Raw genomic sequence first — 14433 nt, 5'->3', positions numbered from 1 at the left:
TATGTAATATTTTAAGCTAACTTTATTTATTTGTATTTCACTGTATTCTCATGTGGGGTACGAAGCATTTTTTTCTGGGGTACTTGGGGTACAAAAAATACGGACAGGTAGATATTGAATCTGATAACTTTAGATTTATATAACCGTCCTGAACCTTGAGATGGTTATATTTTAACCAATTATTAGAATTATCAAGAACTAAATTGAAAAAAGATAGATAAATTAAAGAGCGATACATATTAGTCATGACTAGTATGTATCGCTCTTTTACTTCTTGTACAACGTTGAACCAAACAAATTAGTATTTCAAATCAATTTGTACTGGTAGTTGATTTAAAATTAATTTCAATACATTATCTTGTGACATATCATCAGTCAATTTCATTTCCCCTGCTACGCCAAGATAATCATTTGGATTCCACCAGGCACGTAAAGAATCCTATCCGAATTCCATCTTTTTTTCCCTAGAGTTATGGCGTAAGACTGTCTCCTCAAAAGATAAATCAAAATAGAAAGCGTAAGCCTCTTGGTCATAGAACTGAATTAAGTTTTTTAGCATTTCACCGTAACGCTCTTTATATAAGATCCCTTCCACAATAATAAATTCACATTTATCTTTGCCATATTCCGCAATTTGGCGAATTAGATCAATGGAAAGATTCCCTTCTCTATCCTGGACCTTCAACATTTCACGGCGAACAACATCCTGGGAAACCAATAGTGTTCCATGCCCCAAATAATTTTGAAGACTTTTCGCAGTCGTTGTTTTTCCACTTCCAGAGTTTCCCCGTATGATAATTAGTTTTGACTCCATATTTCCCCCTCGTTCATTAATAATATCTCAGTAAATAAAGCTTATATCCAATCACACGTGTTGATTAACCAAATTCATCCAGTACTTACTTGATACAGTCCTGATGAAATGTGAGTATTTCTTTGAGACCGATGTACCACTCGACAGGTAGGGTTGCATAAAGAAGCTGGCGTTTAAAACCAGCGAAGGATAAGCGTTTACAGTTGTTTTTCTTGTGTCCTTCGGTATGTAAAAACTTTAGTAACACATAGGCAATTAAAGCCGCAAAAAGCTGATTAAATACCGCATTTTTCGTCGTGCCAAATAACACAGGCGCATTTAAGTTCTGTTTAATCCAGCGAAATTTCTTCCTGTGAAATAAAGTTTTGAAGTAGTGTGAAAATCTTTGTATTCTTAGCCATGAGAGATTCCTCCTCGTAAAAGTTTGTGTGGTAACTTACATTTTACATGGAATCTCTCTTTTTCATTAGGTTTTCATGGTAAAAACTAGTTAATCAACAGACGTGGCACTTGGCGAAGTTTATACCCAAGGTGGTATAGGAAATACGCTAATGTGCCAATTTTATGTACATTGTATGGCTGGTGGAAGTGAAAGCCAATTTGCAAGGCTTGCGGTATACATGGAGTGGAAATATGGAATTACATGTATAAAGCAAATAAAAACAGAGCATGTATATGAGCTTTTAGAGCTTTTAAAGGAGAACGGCTTTAAGGATACTACTATTAAAGGTTATGTATCAGCTTTTAGACAAGTTTATAGATGGAATAAACACTTGTTTTCAGAAGATTTTGAGATGCCAACAAACACAGGCTTTGCAAAATGGACAGAAAAAGAAACACCTATTGAATAATGAAAGTAGCAGAGATATTGCAATCTACATTTAGTTAAATTACAAAAACAATTTGCACCGTATTATTAATAATAATGGATAAAACAATTAAAAATAAATAGGTTCTCCGCTAAAATTCTGACAAAGGAGAAATACAGGGATATTGTGTAAAAGCAATATCCCTTTTTTATTTCCTAAGATATTTTGAATCACAGTTTATAGGCTTTTGATAGATAATTTATATGATTTACCGACAGATGGCGTTTTTAAGTTGTGGCAAAATTGGAGAGATTATGTTCGTGGCAGATTTTAGAATAAATAAGGAGAGAAAGAAAACTATTCTATCAAAAAGATTACCTAGTGTTAAATCGTTAATTTTAATCAACCCACTTGAAAATAAAAAAGACACTCCATAGTAAGAAGTGTCCCATTATTTTTGGAAACTCTAAAGATATTAAATTTAGTGTGAGTTTACCTTGCTGTGCTGCGAAGAACACCTTTAAATACCCATTTGCGCGAGTGAGCGTTTTTGGCACGCCGTCACCCTTTACTAGGATAGTCTTATTGGGATCGTTCACTATAAGGGCTTTTTCCTTTGTCATCTCCAAATCACTCGTAATGATAATTGTCCCGCCTGTTGCTGGTAAGGCATTATATGCAGCTTCCAATGTTGCGAATGCTGTAGTTGCCGTTTTCCCATTATTGCTATTGTCTCCCGTTGCACTTACATAAACCACATCCGTAGCTGCTTTTGCCTCATATGGCATAGTTACGACAGCTACCCCACTTGTTGCCAAGGTTGCCGCTAAGAAGGCATTTAGCGGCTTTTTCCATTTTTTCTTATCCACTCGCTGCTTCCTCCCTCTTTCTTTGTTTGTTTGTGCTATTATCTGATATGCCTCCTTCCATCCGATTTGTGTCTATAAACAAAAATACCCTTGCTTATACACATGAATTAATCTACCAAATTCACTATGTGCAAAATATGTACATCTTTAGGAGGGTGGAAAAGCGCTTATCTTTTTCCCCTTCAAAAACAAAATCCTCTCAAATAGATTTTTTGATTTATTAAACCACAGATTGGGCACACTTCGTATCACGCAAAAGGCAAGGAATTGATTCGTTGTTTTGAATAACAGATAGAGGTTTTTACCAAAAAAAGTATCTGACAAAATAGATATTTAGTTAATTATTTATATTCTCTCCCTTCTAATATTCTGATACAATCAACAATATATATTTCCTCTTTTACCATATAATTGATATCTTTTGATTTGGACATAGGAGGTGTGTAGTTTGTTATATCCTTTTTAATTTTGTTTAACATCATAAAATTTTTTATGTATCAATTTATTTATTGAGCGTTACTTTTATAAATGTTATAGAAAACTAACTATATTGAAAGCGGTGAAATTCAATCATGAAAATTACAAATTTCTCACAAATACAGTCTACTTCTGTCAACACAGCAAGTAATGACACGAAGAAAAAAGATAATCAAACTCATTTAACAGAAACCTATATCCCTACGACAAAAAGCACCCAAACTGACAATTCGCTATGGAATTACACACCCCATGAAATTGGGAAACAAACCAATGTCAAAACAGCCTCCATGTTTTCCAATGATTTAACAACACCTGATTGGGATGTGTTACCAACCAAAGGGAAACAAGTACCATCACAGGATGAATTAATAGAACAAATGAAAGCGTTAGCTAGGAGAACGGCAAAAGCAGCCAATGATTCAACACATCGAAATAATGATGAAAATCATGCCATTAATAGACAATTTGCCATATTACGTGCACAATATATTTCACCTGTATCACCTGACCGCCAAGCACTACATCAACAGGCTATGAAAGCCATTAAACAATTTGAAGCAGAAGAAAACGAAAATGCGACACCTTTAGGAGAATTATCGCTTGTCACCTATCTAAGTAAAAGGGATGGGGGAATAGAGAAAAATATAGCCATGTCTACTGATGGTATCGTTAAACCGAGGCAAAATTCTTTAGGTGGTTACGACTATGAAGTGGTAGTTGGAGGACAGACATTATTAACAAGCATTAATGACAAGTGGCATTATGGTTTAACACCTGCCGAACAACAAAAGAAGGATGAGTTTAATAAAATATATTGGTCGTTTGTAGACCAAGCAAAGAATGAGTTAAAAAATTTATCAAACCAGCAAGAATAAATCATTTTTTGTAAGTTTACTATTATTTAACTATTTAATTTGAATTTATTTTACAAATATCTATTTTTGTTAATTTATGGTTATAGTGCAGTTTGGAAATATTTGAAAAATGAAATAAGGTGGGATTGAATTTGAAAAAGCTTCTATATGCTGGATTAACAGCAGCTATGGTATTATCTACAGGTACTCCTGCTACTCTTGCAAGTGAACGTGCGCTAACAGAGAACTTGACAGAAATAAAAACTGTTGAAGTACCATTAGTAGATGTATTGGAGGATTATGCAACATATGCAATTAATCAATCGACAACAAGTACACTAGCTAAGGATTTTGCTACATCAAGGTCGACAGGTAAAATTAGTTCTATTGGGCAAAATATTGATTTAAGTAAAGTAATTCCTACGGGTTCAAAAGTTGTTAGTGTTACGATTTATTGTCCAACTAATGTATCTGTGACACAATCACTCTATACATCCATTGATAATTATCGTCTTACAAATGGTGATGGCACTACAGCAACTGTTAAATTCCAAAAGACTAATACACCTACATCTACAAGCAAAACAACAGCTTTTGCAGGTGACAATGCTAGTAGTCTATGGTTTGTCCAAATAGAAGGAACTGTTCTGATGCAACATACAGGCATGGATGGATTCACTGTATTTGGTGGTAGTAAAATGATTGTAGAATATAACTAATTTTTCAAACTGCACTATCCTAATATTTTAAGATTAGGATACATCCCTTGACAGTAAGACTTTACTGGTTACGAATTTCCATAAACAATCTTTATGTTAGAGATGGCAAATGAAATGACAATTCTTTAGTTAGAGTGGCAAAAGCTACTCTTTTTTTATTTGTACTTAATTCGTAGCTAATATTAAATTACCCTTGTACACGCATTGATGGCTGAAGTAAATGTGTTTTGTTTGAATAACTTAGCATATTTAGGATTACATAAGCCTTTATCATAACCTAGTTCACCCCTTCTATTCAGTAATGGAACTTGGAACCAGCCACTTGATGCACCATATAACCATGTAAAATCAGACTCTTTTGGTTAATCTTCTGTATCTGTCATTTGCAATGTTCCTTGCGAATAAGTAAACGATTTTCCATTGATGGTAAACGGTTGACTTAAATCAAGCCCTATCCCCTCAGCGAATTTTGGGAAATGTTGCGCAAACATAGCATCATCATTTATACTATCCACAGATTTTTTTCCTTCTGCTAACCGAGAGGGGCTCATAAAAACTGCTACAAATTCATTTGCTTCTTGACGTTCGGGTAGTGAGTAGGGTTGTCGCATTTTAAGTGCTGCTTCTTGCTCTGGTGTTACAATGGACGAACCCGAAACTTTCCATAATTTAGGACTAAAATTCGAATTGAATCCCCCACTTGCTAAAGGCGTACCATTCAAAGGTTTGCCATTTACTGTTCCCAAATTATAGTAAACACCTGCTACAATATTAATAGAACACGTCTGTTGATTAACTAGTTTTTACCATGAAAACCTAATAAAAAAGAGAGATTCCATGTAAAATGTAAGTTACCACACAAACTTTTACGAGGAGGAATCTCTCATGGCTAAGAATACCACGATTTTCACACTACTTCAAAACTTTATTTCACAGGAAGAAATCGATGGAATTCTCGCTGAATTTAGTTTTGAAGATACGGCTCGTAAATGTGATGTACCAACGCTTCTAAATTACTTAGTTGGCGCAGCTGCATTTGAATGGAAAAGCTTACGTTACGCTTCCGATGTGGCAATAGAGAAAGGCTTGAAACCAGTAGATTATTCTACGCTTTCCAAACGTTTAGGTGAACTGTACTATCTGATTGTCAACGTATTTTTGAGTTGATTGTCAGCCGATTAAACCGGGCAGCGAGACGTAAACTGAAACTGAAAAAAGAGCTATTGGCGATTGATTCCACAACAATCACAGTCGGGAAAAACGCTTGCCATGGGCGCTTTATCACGGTGAACGTTCCGGTATTAAACTGCATGTTAGCTTTACAAATAGCACAGGGATGCCCCTTCAAGTCGTTGAAACAACTGGTCTGAAGCATGATGGTCCTATCGGTGTCGAATTGGAAGATAAGGGGTTTATTATCGTTGCAGATCGTGCTTATTTTTCCATGGATAAAGTCGATCGCTATGTGACAACAAATCAAGATTTCGTCATTCGTTTAAAGGATAATATCCAGTTAAATCGCAAAAAATCGTTAAAAAAAGCTGCCGTTGAAGAGGCCAATATCATCGCTGATTTCACGTGTACACTTGGCACAGCTCAAAAACAAACAAAAGAACGCCACCGTGTTGTTGAGTTTACAGATTATGAAGGTAGGATTGTACGAGTTGTCACGAATCTCCGTGATGTAACGGCAGAAGAAATCGCAGGTATGTACAAAGAACGCTGGGCAATCGAATCCTTTTTTCGCTGGATTAAACAGAACTTAAATGTGCCTGTGTTATTTGGCACGACGAAAAATGCGGTATTTAATCAGCTTTTTGCGGCTTTAATTGCCTATGTGTTACTAAAGTTTTTACATACCGAAGGACACAAGAAAAACAACTGTAAACGCTTATCCTTCGCTGGTTTTAAACGCCGGCTTCTTTGTGCAACCCTACCTGTCGAGTGGTACATCGGTCTCAAAGAAATACTCACATTTCATCAGGAACTGTATCAAGTAAGTACTGGATGAATTTGGTTAATCAACACGTGTGATATCCAATGTTTATACTTTTTAGTAGTTTTATTTGTTTACTTAAATTGTTATTGAATAACAATGGTCCGTTAGAAGATTTACTTTCAAAATATGCGTACCCGTTGACAAAAGCTTTACAATGAATATTGTTCTCTTCCGACATAAACGAATTAGCTTCTTCTTTATTTTTTGTATAAACGATCTTATATTGTTTTGTCTCTTCAGACTGTTTAAAGCGATAGGAGAACCCATTAGTTTTCTCAAGTTCGTATCCTTTAACTGCCATTGCATTTAACCAATCTGTTTCTTTTTGAGCATCTATAAAAATACGATATTTCGTTATTATCATAATAAAAATCCCTCTCTTATTTTGGAATAAAATACTATAAACACTTATATTAGGCTCTTCATCATAACGTGATTGATTTTCTATTAATTCAATAATTTTACATTTCAGTCTAGAAGAAAAGCGAAAACTCACGTATCGTAATTGTTGTCGAGACAAACCACGAGAGGAGTTTTCGCTTTGTACTCCAAGCTTATCCAAATGCTAGTACCGTTACCATCTTTTTCGAAGTTTCTTTTCCAGCAGATGAATTAACGGAAGAAATTGCCACAACTATCTGTGTAGATGCGTTCGCCTTGCGCAAAGGACACAATTATGCGACCAGTGTTTTAAATGCCGACACAGGTCGTATTTTGGCGATTGTTCCTCACCAAAATCAAGACGCCATTACCGCTGTTTTACAGAAAGTAACAGGTCCTATTCGTGCGGTGGTCAGTGATTTCGCCCTAACGATGGCGAACGCGATACAAGCCGTTTATCCAGCTGCGATTCATGTGCTGGATCGCTTTCATCTCGTGTACAGTAACTATTTGAATGACACAGTTAAAGATATCTAATTTTAGTTGGTGTATAATTTTAATAGCTCATGTATTGGTAAACTATTCACATCACTAATATGAAAAAAATACGGTAATTGCCACTTTTGTGTTGCTATCGCTTGTTTGCTAGTGGGAGTATCCCATCTAGGATAAACTCTAATTGCCATTTTTCCCTTTGTACTAGAGGTTCTAAGGATGTTTTGTTGTAAAAGAATCTCTTTTGGAAAAACGAATTGACCAAAATCACCATTATCATTAAAGGTATTTATTACCAATAAATCAGTAGCATTATCATATGTAAATGCTTGGTTTTTATTAGCTTCATCCTTTTCCCAAAATGAAACAAACTGTCCTATCTTGGTAGGTGTTATTTTTGCGACTCTAAATCTAATCGATTTGGAATTTAACTGAAATATCCCAGCCCCATAATCTGAATTTTGAGTCTCTTCTTGGATGTTTTTTATAGTTAAATTATTAGGTTCATATAGTAATTCATTTACATATGCTAACGTCTTATTAAATTTATTCATAGTTTTACTCCTTATCGTATACTAAGATATACTAGTATATCATTTCCGGACTTGTCACCGTAATTGTTCATTAAAAGGTTTTATTTCATTAGTATTTTTATTTAGATTTACTGTACCATTTGTTTCTATTGCTCATTAGCCAAATCAATAATTAAACCCAAAATCAATATTACAAACCATGCCCATCCAGCGATTATTCCTATTTTCGTATAAACAAATTCATCCTAAAACCAATTTATGAATTTCATTTAATAACCTTTCTCGCTTCGCAATATCTTTCAAATACCCTTTACACCAATTATCAGAATAGCTATATTTTTTATTTCCTTAGTGAAATTTATGTTTACCTCAAGTGGCGTGACCCAGACATACCCACTCGAGGTCTTTTTTATTTCACTTACGTCTTCCACCTACGCAACTGAATAATCTGCTTCAGCTCTTTCCCATTGCTCCTGAGTTCCTTATAAACTTGCATCCTCGGCACTTTTTAGTAGGCTTGTATGCAGCTCGCTTTGAGCACCCTTTACAACTGAAAAAAGCTATGTGGTCCTGTTGATTGATTAGCCTGACTCTATGCTGATTAACTTTCTTACGTACAGTGTTCATTTCCATCACCCAACTTTAGTCTCTTTTTTATAGAGGAAAGCATTCACAAAATTGTAGCTATTGATTTTTTCCTACATAAAGTAGGCATACAAATGCTTCCAGAAGAATAGAACCTATATAGAGGTCATTTTTTTCGAAAATTAAAGTGGGGTGTGAAAGGATGCTGAAACTAAATGATGCAAAGGAAATGGTACTCGAAATTGTACAACATGACCCATTATTTGTTGTTTTACAACAAGATACACCATTAGAAGAAACTCTTTATAATGATGCTTATTTAGCACATATTAAGGAATCAAATTATTATTCTATTTCAGAAGTAGCTGGTTGGTTTAATATCACTGATGCGATGCTTCGTTACTATATTAAGCCATTTGAACAGTATATTTTTAATGATGCTACAAATAGCCCAAACACCAATATTCGTTTAAATCTTTCTGCCATTTTAAGACTTCGGATGATTTTATTATTAAAGGACAAGCACCGTGTTAAAGGTCTGAAGAATTTATTAGGGATTGATGATCATGGTCAACTCCCTAATCATCAAATAACTGCAACAACGATGATTAATGATGATTTAGCCAATAAAGTCGATGTTCTCGGAAATGTCTTACAGCAGATAATCCAAACGGGACTCTTTACTATCTTGCCAAATGAAGAGCAAGGAGCCCTGCAAGTAGCTATTAATCAAGATTTTCTTACACAAAAAATTCAATTACTATCCACTGAGTCAAGTTCTTTTGAAGACATACAAAAAGAAACAGCTGAGCTGAAACAAGAAAATGAAAATTTACAAAAACAAATTCAAGAGCTGCAGGGAGAAAACGTGAAGACCATCGTTCAAAAAATACGTGAGCGTCATATTGAGAATGAAATTGTATCCATATTGCGCACAGAGGCCTTACAGCAATTTTCACAGGAAAGAAAAGTAGGCTTTTTCGTGAAAATGTTTCGTTCCTCACAAATTGAGATGGAAAAAGAGCAATTCGCCTTGAACTATATTTCTAAGAATTTAGAAGAACGCTTAGAAGCAACCTTGAATAATTATTATGGAAAATAATTCGACTTTTTATTTAACGTTTGCAAAAGAAAGTATTAGTCTCCCAGGGTAATGTCGCGAAGGTTTTGTCCATATGGATGTGATAATTTCTGCCTTCGTCCCCCCCCCTGGGGAGTTCCACAAGCTTACTCTTTATTCCCTAAGATCCTCTTTCTGTTCATTTCTCTATCTATATCTCTAGGAAAATTATCCATCAATCATATTGACCACCTTGGTCAATTCATATATAATCGACTTAAAATACATAAAAAGGAGAAAAAAATTGTATCAAGCATTTCAAAATTTAGAAGATGAAAAACGTTATAAAATTATAAATGCTGCACTACGAGAATTCTCATTTCATAACTACGAAACCGCTTCAACTAATAAAATAGTGAAGGATGCAAAAATATCAAAAGGAATTTTATTTCACTACTTTGGTAGTAAAAAAAATTTATATCTTTATTTATATGACTATGTAACAACGATTTTCACTGAAGCAATCAATAGTAGCGTAGATTTGGAAGAACCCGATATTTTTAAACGCTATAAACAAATCATGATGATGAAATTTGCATTAATTCAGCAATACCATACACTTTTTGATTTCTTAAAAAAGACATATGCTGAAACAAGCTTAGAAGTAAGAAATGAACTTGATCAATATAATAGTAAGCTACAAGATTCTTCCTATACTCGTGTGTTCGCTGGAATTGATTATAATTTATTTCATGAAAATATAGATAATACTAAGGCATTAGATACTATTAGATGGGTTACTGATGGAATCAGTGATCGATTTGAAAAGCAATTAAAAAGCAACGTGGATAACGCTGAAGGCTTTCATCAATTACTAGAGCAATGCATGGAAGAGGCAGCCCATTATTTTGAATTTTTAAAACAATTATTATACCGAAACACAAAGGGGTGATTAGCATGACAATAATTGAGATTAATCAGTTAACTAAAAGGTTTGGGGATTTTTATAGTATACAAAATGTGAACTTACAGATTGGAAAAGGAGAGGTATTTGGATTTTTAGGTCCAAATGGTGCTGGTAAATCTACAACAATCAGACATTTAATGGGGTTTTTACAGCCAACTGAGGGCATCTGTACTATAAAAGGATTAGATTGCCGAAAAGCTACAGCTGAAATACAAAAATTTGTAGGGTATTTACCAGGTGAAATAGCGTTTATTGATAAAATGACAGGACAACAATTTATTCAATTTATTGCCAAAATGCGGGGACTACATGATCTAACAAGAGCTCATGAGCTTATGCAATACTTTGAATTAAATGCTACAGGGCTAATAAAGAAAATGTCAAAGGGCATGAAGCAAAAAGTCGGTTTAGTTTGTGCATTTATGCATAGTCCTGAAATAGTCATTTTAGATGAGCCGACAAGTGGATTAGACCCGCTTATGCAAACAAAATTTATTGATTTGGTTATCCGAGAAAAAGAAAAAGGAACGACTATCTTCATGTCCTCTCATATGATTGAGGAAATTGAGAAGACCTGTGACCGAGTAGCCATTATTAATGCCGGAAAGATTGTTGCCATAGAAGCCATTGCTGATCTAAAAAAACGCAAATCAAAGAAATTTTTAATTGAATTTCAAAGTGAGCAGGAGCTTTCTCGCTTCCTAGAAGAATCATTTACGACTGAGCAAATCAGTCCAACAAAGGCGATTATCAAGGTTCAAGGGAATGTCCAAACATTACTTTCAACATTAGCACACTATCAAATGGTGGACCTCGATGTTATATCACAATCACTCGAAGATATTTTTATGCATTACTACGATGTAGGAGGACAAGAATCATGAACTTTCCTTTGCTAAAACATGAGATGCAAGCCACGGTTAAATTATTTTGTATTATACTCGCAGTATTAATGCTCTATATTATCAGTATTGTTTATATGTATAATCCAGAAATGAGCAATACTCTAAAGCAGCTTACGGCTACTATGCCAGAAATGATGGCCGCATTTGGGATGGGTTCTATCGGTGATACGTTAATTGAATTTTTATCCACCTATCTCTATGGATTTTTATTATTAATCCTCCCATTGGTGTTCATTATTATGTTAGCGAATAAACTTATAATGGGCTATATAGATAATGGTTCAATGGCCTATCTTATTGCAACGCCAAATAGACGATTGAAAATTGTAATTACACAGGCATCTTTTTTAATTGCTAGCATCTTTATACTGCTCGCTGTGACCACTTTGGTTGCCATTATCTTTTCAGAATTTTTATTTCCTAATGAATTAGATATCCCTGCTTTTCTTACATTAAATCTAGGTCTATTTTTCTTGCACTTTGCCATCAGTGGCTATTGTTTTCTTGTTTCTTGTAGTAGTAGGGATTTAAAAACCTCCTATGCTTATAGTACGGGCTTACCAATTATTTTTTATTTAATTGAGGCGCTAAGCAATATGGGAGGCTCGTTAGAAAAACTTCAGTACTTTACAATCTATTCACTATTTGCTCCAGAAAAATTAATGGCTCAGGATAGCTCGGCTATTTGGATGCTTGGAACATTATTTATTATTGGGCTACTATGCTACACGTTCGCTGTTCGCATTTTTGCGAAACGGGATTTGTACTTATAAAATGCATGCCAATCTATATCATAGATGCAAGCTTGGTTTGAGATTTAAACCAAGCTTTCCTTCATAAAAAGCTACATGGTTGGTGGTAAATAAATATTTAGAAATGTTAGCACGGTTAAATTACCAATATCTACAATAAAATGTGAAAAAATAACCCACCTTAAGCTCTTTGTTTTAAAATATGTAATAGCCCACACAATACCTGCTATACTTAGATAGATATATAAATGATAGGATTTACTAGCAATCGAAAATACACCCCACATGAATGGATGGCTTAGCACAAAAAATAAAGTGGAATATATTATGCTAAACCATTTTGACCAATCATCTTTCAGCCCATCTAGTAACACTCCGCGCCAATAAAGTTCCTCAAACCAAGGATTAATAAAAGCAAATACTAACCATAGTATTATGAGTAAAGTGGAATCGAATAATTGGTAATTCATTAGTAGAATGCTTAACGGAAACATCCCCAATAATAAAGAAATAGTAATCCATAATTTTGATTTATTCGACTTCCTCAGCCAGCTTTTAATTGATCGATCTCCTTTAAATAGGACAATACAAATACCCAAAGAACTCCAATAAACTACTGCTAGGGGAATCCAAGACCACCCATCTATGTACTGACTAAAAAAGGTTGCGGTTAAAAATCCTACGCCAATAATTATAATTGGTGATAGTAAAAGAGCTATATTTTTTCGACTATTCATACTAATGGCTACTCCCTTTTTCATTTATAAAAATTTTCAACAGTAAATTGGCATCAGGGATGGGGCATTCAGGCCATTGAATTTTATTAATAGCTAAGCCTTGTATAAAAGCATAATAAGTAACAGCCAAAGTTACAGGGTTTGCTGAAATAATTTCTCCCTTTTCTTGCCCTGCTTCAATAATAGGCAATGTACACATAACTGGTGATAACGACGGATCTCCTGTGAGTAGCTCTTTCACTTCAGCCGGGATAGCATCAGAGGTACTTGCCTGGATCATGATTAAAAAAAGTAGTGTATGCTCTGAATCTATAAAGCTATTTAAGATTTTCTCTGTCATCCATCTTAATTTTTCCAGTGGTGTACCCTTATATTCTTTTGTCTTTTGAATAACCTCTATAGAACTATTCGCTGCTTTTTTTACAAGCAATGAAAAAATCTCTTCTTTCGAATTAAAATAATGATAGACAAGACCATGACTTAATCCTGCCTCTTTAGCAATATCACTTATTTTTGTTGCGACCATTCCCCTCCTTGCAAAAACGATCAAGGCAGCTTTTAATATCTGTTCTTTTCGCACATCCCTTAATTCTTGATTAAGCTCTGATTTCCTTGGCATTTCTAAACACTCCTTTTTCGATTGACTAGTCAGTCAATGTTATTCTATTGTTTATTTACATATTTGTCAATTCGACAAAATATAGGAAATTTTGCATTTTAACATTATCCTGCTAAATGTTCATTTATAATGTAACTAGGTTCCCGATAAATCGCATTAAGCGAAAATGGATGGTTGCCATTTCCTCTACACTAACATCCTCATTGCTACTATTGAGCCACTCCTGAATAACTCCTATAATCGCAGAACTTAAAAAAGCCTGTAAATATTGTCGAAATTCTTGATCTAGTTTTTCTTCTTCGATAAGAGAAAGGCTATTTAAAATATGATTACTAAACACCTTTTTCATTTTATTAATAAAGGCTGGACTTCCCTGTTCCCCTAAAAAAACGCGAAAAACCTTTGCGTTCCTTTTAATGCATCGAAAGACCTCAACAAATGGTTGATAAAGCTGTCCTGTTTACGGTGTGGAAGGCTTCTACAGGTTGAACATTTTTAACATAGCACTCTAATTCTTTTAATAGCTCCTGCTGTAAATCCGCCATTACTTCAAACTTATCCTTATAATGTAAATAAAAAGTACCTCTATTGATGTTTGCAGCTAAAGCTAGATTTTTTACGGTTACTCGTTCAAAGCCCGCTTCCTCTATTTGTTGGATTAAAGCTTTTTTGATTGCTTGCTTTGTTTCAAAATTCATCTTTTCATGAATAGACATCATTAACCTCCTACAGTTTGACTCTTTAATTCAATCCTTGTGTTTGTATTTATGCTAACGAAAATTTTTGATGGTTTCAATATAGTCTAACCACTTAACACATTCTCTGTATTTGTTGATTGTAATTCCCTATACACTA

Annotated in this window: 18 protein-coding genes and 1 pseudogene; 10 read left to right on the top strand and 9 right to left on the bottom strand. The window is 34.4% G+C overall.

Annotated elements, in window-relative coordinates:
- Positions 1-298 precede the first annotated feature (298 nt).
- Positions 299-814 (bottom strand): annotated as a pseudogene (locus AC1RNS_RS01290) (kinase).
- 551 nt (positions 815-1365) lie between these two features.
- Here AC1RNS_RS01290 and AC1RNS_RS01285 point away from each other — a divergent pair.
- Positions 1366-1665 (top strand): site-specific integrase, encoded by a 300-nt coding sequence (locus AC1RNS_RS01285; RefSeq protein WP_492990221.1) that lies wholly within the window; start codon positions 1366-1368, stop codon positions 1663-1665.
- 356 nt (positions 1666-2021) lie between these two features.
- On the opposite strand, the gene AC1RNS_RS01280 is transcribed toward AC1RNS_RS01285, so the two are convergent.
- A complete protein-coding gene (locus AC1RNS_RS01280; protein WP_492990219.1) occupies positions 2022-2492 on the bottom strand; it encodes a hypothetical protein in 471 nt (156 codons plus the stop codon).
- A gap of 572 nt (positions 2493-3064) precedes the next feature.
- Between AC1RNS_RS01280 and AC1RNS_RS01275 the strand changes: the two genes are divergently transcribed.
- The gene (locus AC1RNS_RS01275) at positions 3065-3847 is read left to right on the top strand and encodes a hypothetical protein (RefSeq protein ID WP_492990217.1); all 783 of its coding nucleotides are present in this window, start codon (positions 3065-3067) and stop codon (positions 3845-3847) included.
- Positions 3848-3978: 131 nt separating this feature from the next.
- Positions 3979-4545, top strand: a complete 567-nt coding sequence (locus AC1RNS_RS01270) for a hypothetical protein (protein ID WP_286927401.1) — start codon at positions 3979-3981, stop codon at positions 4543-4545.
- Between the two features lie 362 nt (positions 4546-4907).
- Here the strand turns inward: AC1RNS_RS01270 and AC1RNS_RS01265 are convergent, their stop codons facing one another.
- Positions 4908-5291: a hypothetical protein gene (locus tag AC1RNS_RS01265; RefSeq protein ID WP_492990215.1), complete on the bottom strand. Its 384-nt coding sequence runs from the start codon at positions 5289-5291 to the stop codon at positions 4908-4910.
- Positions 5292-5430: 139 nt separating this feature from the next.
- On the opposite strand from AC1RNS_RS01265, the gene AC1RNS_RS01260 reads away from it, so the two are divergent.
- Positions 5431-5712, top strand: coding sequence for a transposase (locus tag AC1RNS_RS01260; protein WP_492990214.1), 282 nt, complete (start codon positions 5431-5433; stop codon positions 5710-5712).
- Between the two features lie 97 nt (positions 5713-5809).
- Positions 5810-6556, top strand: a complete 747-nt coding sequence (locus AC1RNS_RS01255) for an IS4 family transposase (RefSeq protein WP_492990212.1) — start codon at positions 5810-5812, stop codon at positions 6554-6556.
- A 10-nt stretch (positions 6557-6566) separates the two neighbouring features.
- Here AC1RNS_RS01255 and AC1RNS_RS01250 read toward each other — a convergent pair whose 3' ends face one another.
- Positions 6567-7106 (bottom strand): DUF2812 domain-containing protein, encoded by a 540-nt coding sequence (locus AC1RNS_RS01250; RefSeq protein ID WP_492990210.1) that lies wholly within the window; start codon positions 7104-7106, stop codon positions 6567-6569.
- Between AC1RNS_RS01250 and AC1RNS_RS01245 the strand changes: the two genes are divergently transcribed.
- Positions 7043-7462 (top strand): transposase, encoded by a 420-nt coding sequence (locus AC1RNS_RS01245; protein ID WP_492990448.1) that lies wholly within the window; start codon positions 7043-7045, stop codon positions 7460-7462. The two genes, AC1RNS_RS01250 and AC1RNS_RS01245, sit on opposite strands and share 64 nt — an antisense overlap.
- Positions 7463-7464: 2 nt before the next feature.
- On the opposite strand, the gene AC1RNS_RS01240 is transcribed toward AC1RNS_RS01245, so the two are convergent.
- Positions 7465-7974 carry a MepB family protein gene (locus AC1RNS_RS01240; RefSeq protein WP_492990208.1) on the bottom strand — a complete coding sequence of 170 codons (510 nt, stop codon included), beginning with the start codon at positions 7972-7974 and terminating at the stop codon, positions 7465-7467.
- 766 nt (positions 7975-8740) lie between these two features.
- On the opposite strand from AC1RNS_RS01240, the gene AC1RNS_RS01235 reads away from it, so the two are divergent.
- The 4 genes from AC1RNS_RS01235 to AC1RNS_RS01220 all read left to right on the top strand — a co-directional run bounded on the left by AC1RNS_RS01235 (position 8741) and on the right by AC1RNS_RS01220 (position 12243).
- Positions 8741-9640, top strand: coding sequence for a hypothetical protein (locus AC1RNS_RS01235; protein ID WP_492990206.1), 900 nt, complete (start codon positions 8741-8743; stop codon positions 9638-9640).
- Between the two features lie 262 nt (positions 9641-9902).
- A complete protein-coding gene (locus AC1RNS_RS01230; RefSeq protein ID WP_492990205.1) occupies positions 9903-10550 on the top strand; it encodes a TetR/AcrR family transcriptional regulator in 648 nt (215 codons plus the stop codon).
- A gap of 11 nt (positions 10551-10561) precedes the next feature.
- Entirely contained in the window at positions 10562-11449 is an 888-nt protein-coding gene (locus AC1RNS_RS01225) for an ABC transporter ATP-binding protein (RefSeq protein ID WP_492990446.1), read from the top strand.
- A complete protein-coding gene (locus AC1RNS_RS01220; RefSeq protein WP_492990203.1) occupies positions 11446-12243 on the top strand; it encodes an ABC transporter permease subunit in 798 nt (265 codons plus the stop codon). The genes AC1RNS_RS01225 and AC1RNS_RS01220 overlap by 4 nt, the downstream gene beginning before the upstream one ends.
- 71 nt (positions 12244-12314) lie before the next feature.
- On the opposite strand, the gene AC1RNS_RS01215 is transcribed toward AC1RNS_RS01220, so the two are convergent.
- The 4 genes from AC1RNS_RS01215 to AC1RNS_RS01200 form a co-directional block, all read right to left on the bottom strand.
- Positions 12315-12959 carry a CPBP family intramembrane glutamic endopeptidase gene (locus tag AC1RNS_RS01215; protein WP_492990201.1) on the bottom strand — a complete coding sequence of 215 codons (645 nt, stop codon included), beginning with the start codon at positions 12957-12959 and terminating at the stop codon, positions 12315-12317.
- A gap of 1 nt (position 12960) precedes the next feature.
- Positions 12961-13578: a TetR/AcrR family transcriptional regulator gene (locus tag AC1RNS_RS01210; RefSeq protein WP_492990199.1), complete on the bottom strand. Its 618-nt coding sequence runs from the start codon at positions 13576-13578 to the stop codon at positions 12961-12963.
- Between the two features lie 124 nt (positions 13579-13702).
- The gene (locus AC1RNS_RS01205) at positions 13703-13996 is read right to left on the bottom strand and encodes a TetR-like C-terminal domain-containing protein (RefSeq protein WP_492990445.1); all 294 of its coding nucleotides are present in this window, start codon (positions 13994-13996) and stop codon (positions 13703-13705) included.
- A gap of 13 nt (positions 13997-14009) precedes the next feature.
- A complete protein-coding gene (locus AC1RNS_RS01200; RefSeq protein ID WP_492990197.1) occupies positions 14010-14294 on the bottom strand; it encodes a TetR/AcrR family transcriptional regulator in 285 nt (94 codons plus the stop codon).
- Between the last annotated feature and the right edge of the window lie 139 nt (positions 14295-14433).

The organism is Lysinibacillus sp. GW821-FHT14F06 (assembly GCF_058803665.1).
This window is presented reverse-complemented; position numbering and strand designations above follow the sequence as displayed.

What these genes read in the sequence shown, in the direction of transcription:
- AC1RNS_RS01285 (WP_492990221.1), top strand. Translation starts at nt 1,366, where the DNA reads ATGTGCCAATTTTATGTACATTGTATGGCTGGTGGAAGTGAAAGCCAA.
- AC1RNS_RS01275 (WP_492990217.1), top strand. Translation starts at nt 3,065, where the DNA reads ATGAAAATTACAAATTTCTCACAAATACAGTCTACTTCTGTCAACACA.
- AC1RNS_RS01260 (WP_492990214.1), top strand. Translation starts at nt 5,431, where the DNA reads ATGGCTAAGAATACCACGATTTTCACACTACTTCAAAACTTTATTTCA.
- AC1RNS_RS01240 (WP_492990208.1), bottom strand. Translation starts at nt 7,974, where the DNA reads ATGAATAAATTTAATAAGACGTTAGCATATGTAAATGAATTACTATAT.
- AC1RNS_RS01235 (WP_492990206.1), top strand. Translation starts at nt 8,741, where the DNA reads ATGCTGAAACTAAATGATGCAAAGGAAATGGTACTCGAAATTGTACAA.
- AC1RNS_RS01220 (WP_492990203.1), top strand. Translation starts at nt 11,446, where the DNA reads ATGAACTTTCCTTTGCTAAAACATGAGATGCAAGCCACGGTTAAATTA.
- AC1RNS_RS01215 (WP_492990201.1), bottom strand. Translation starts at nt 12,959, where the DNA reads ATGAATAGTCGAAAAAATATAGCTCTTTTACTATCACCAATTATAATT.
- AC1RNS_RS01210 (WP_492990199.1), bottom strand. Translation starts at nt 13,578, where the DNA reads ATGCCAAGGAAATCAGAGCTTAATCAAGAATTAAGGGATGTGCGAAAA.
- AC1RNS_RS01200 (WP_492990197.1), bottom strand. Translation starts at nt 14,294, where the DNA reads ATGTCTATTCATGAAAAGATGAATTTTGAAACAAAGCAAGCAATCAAA.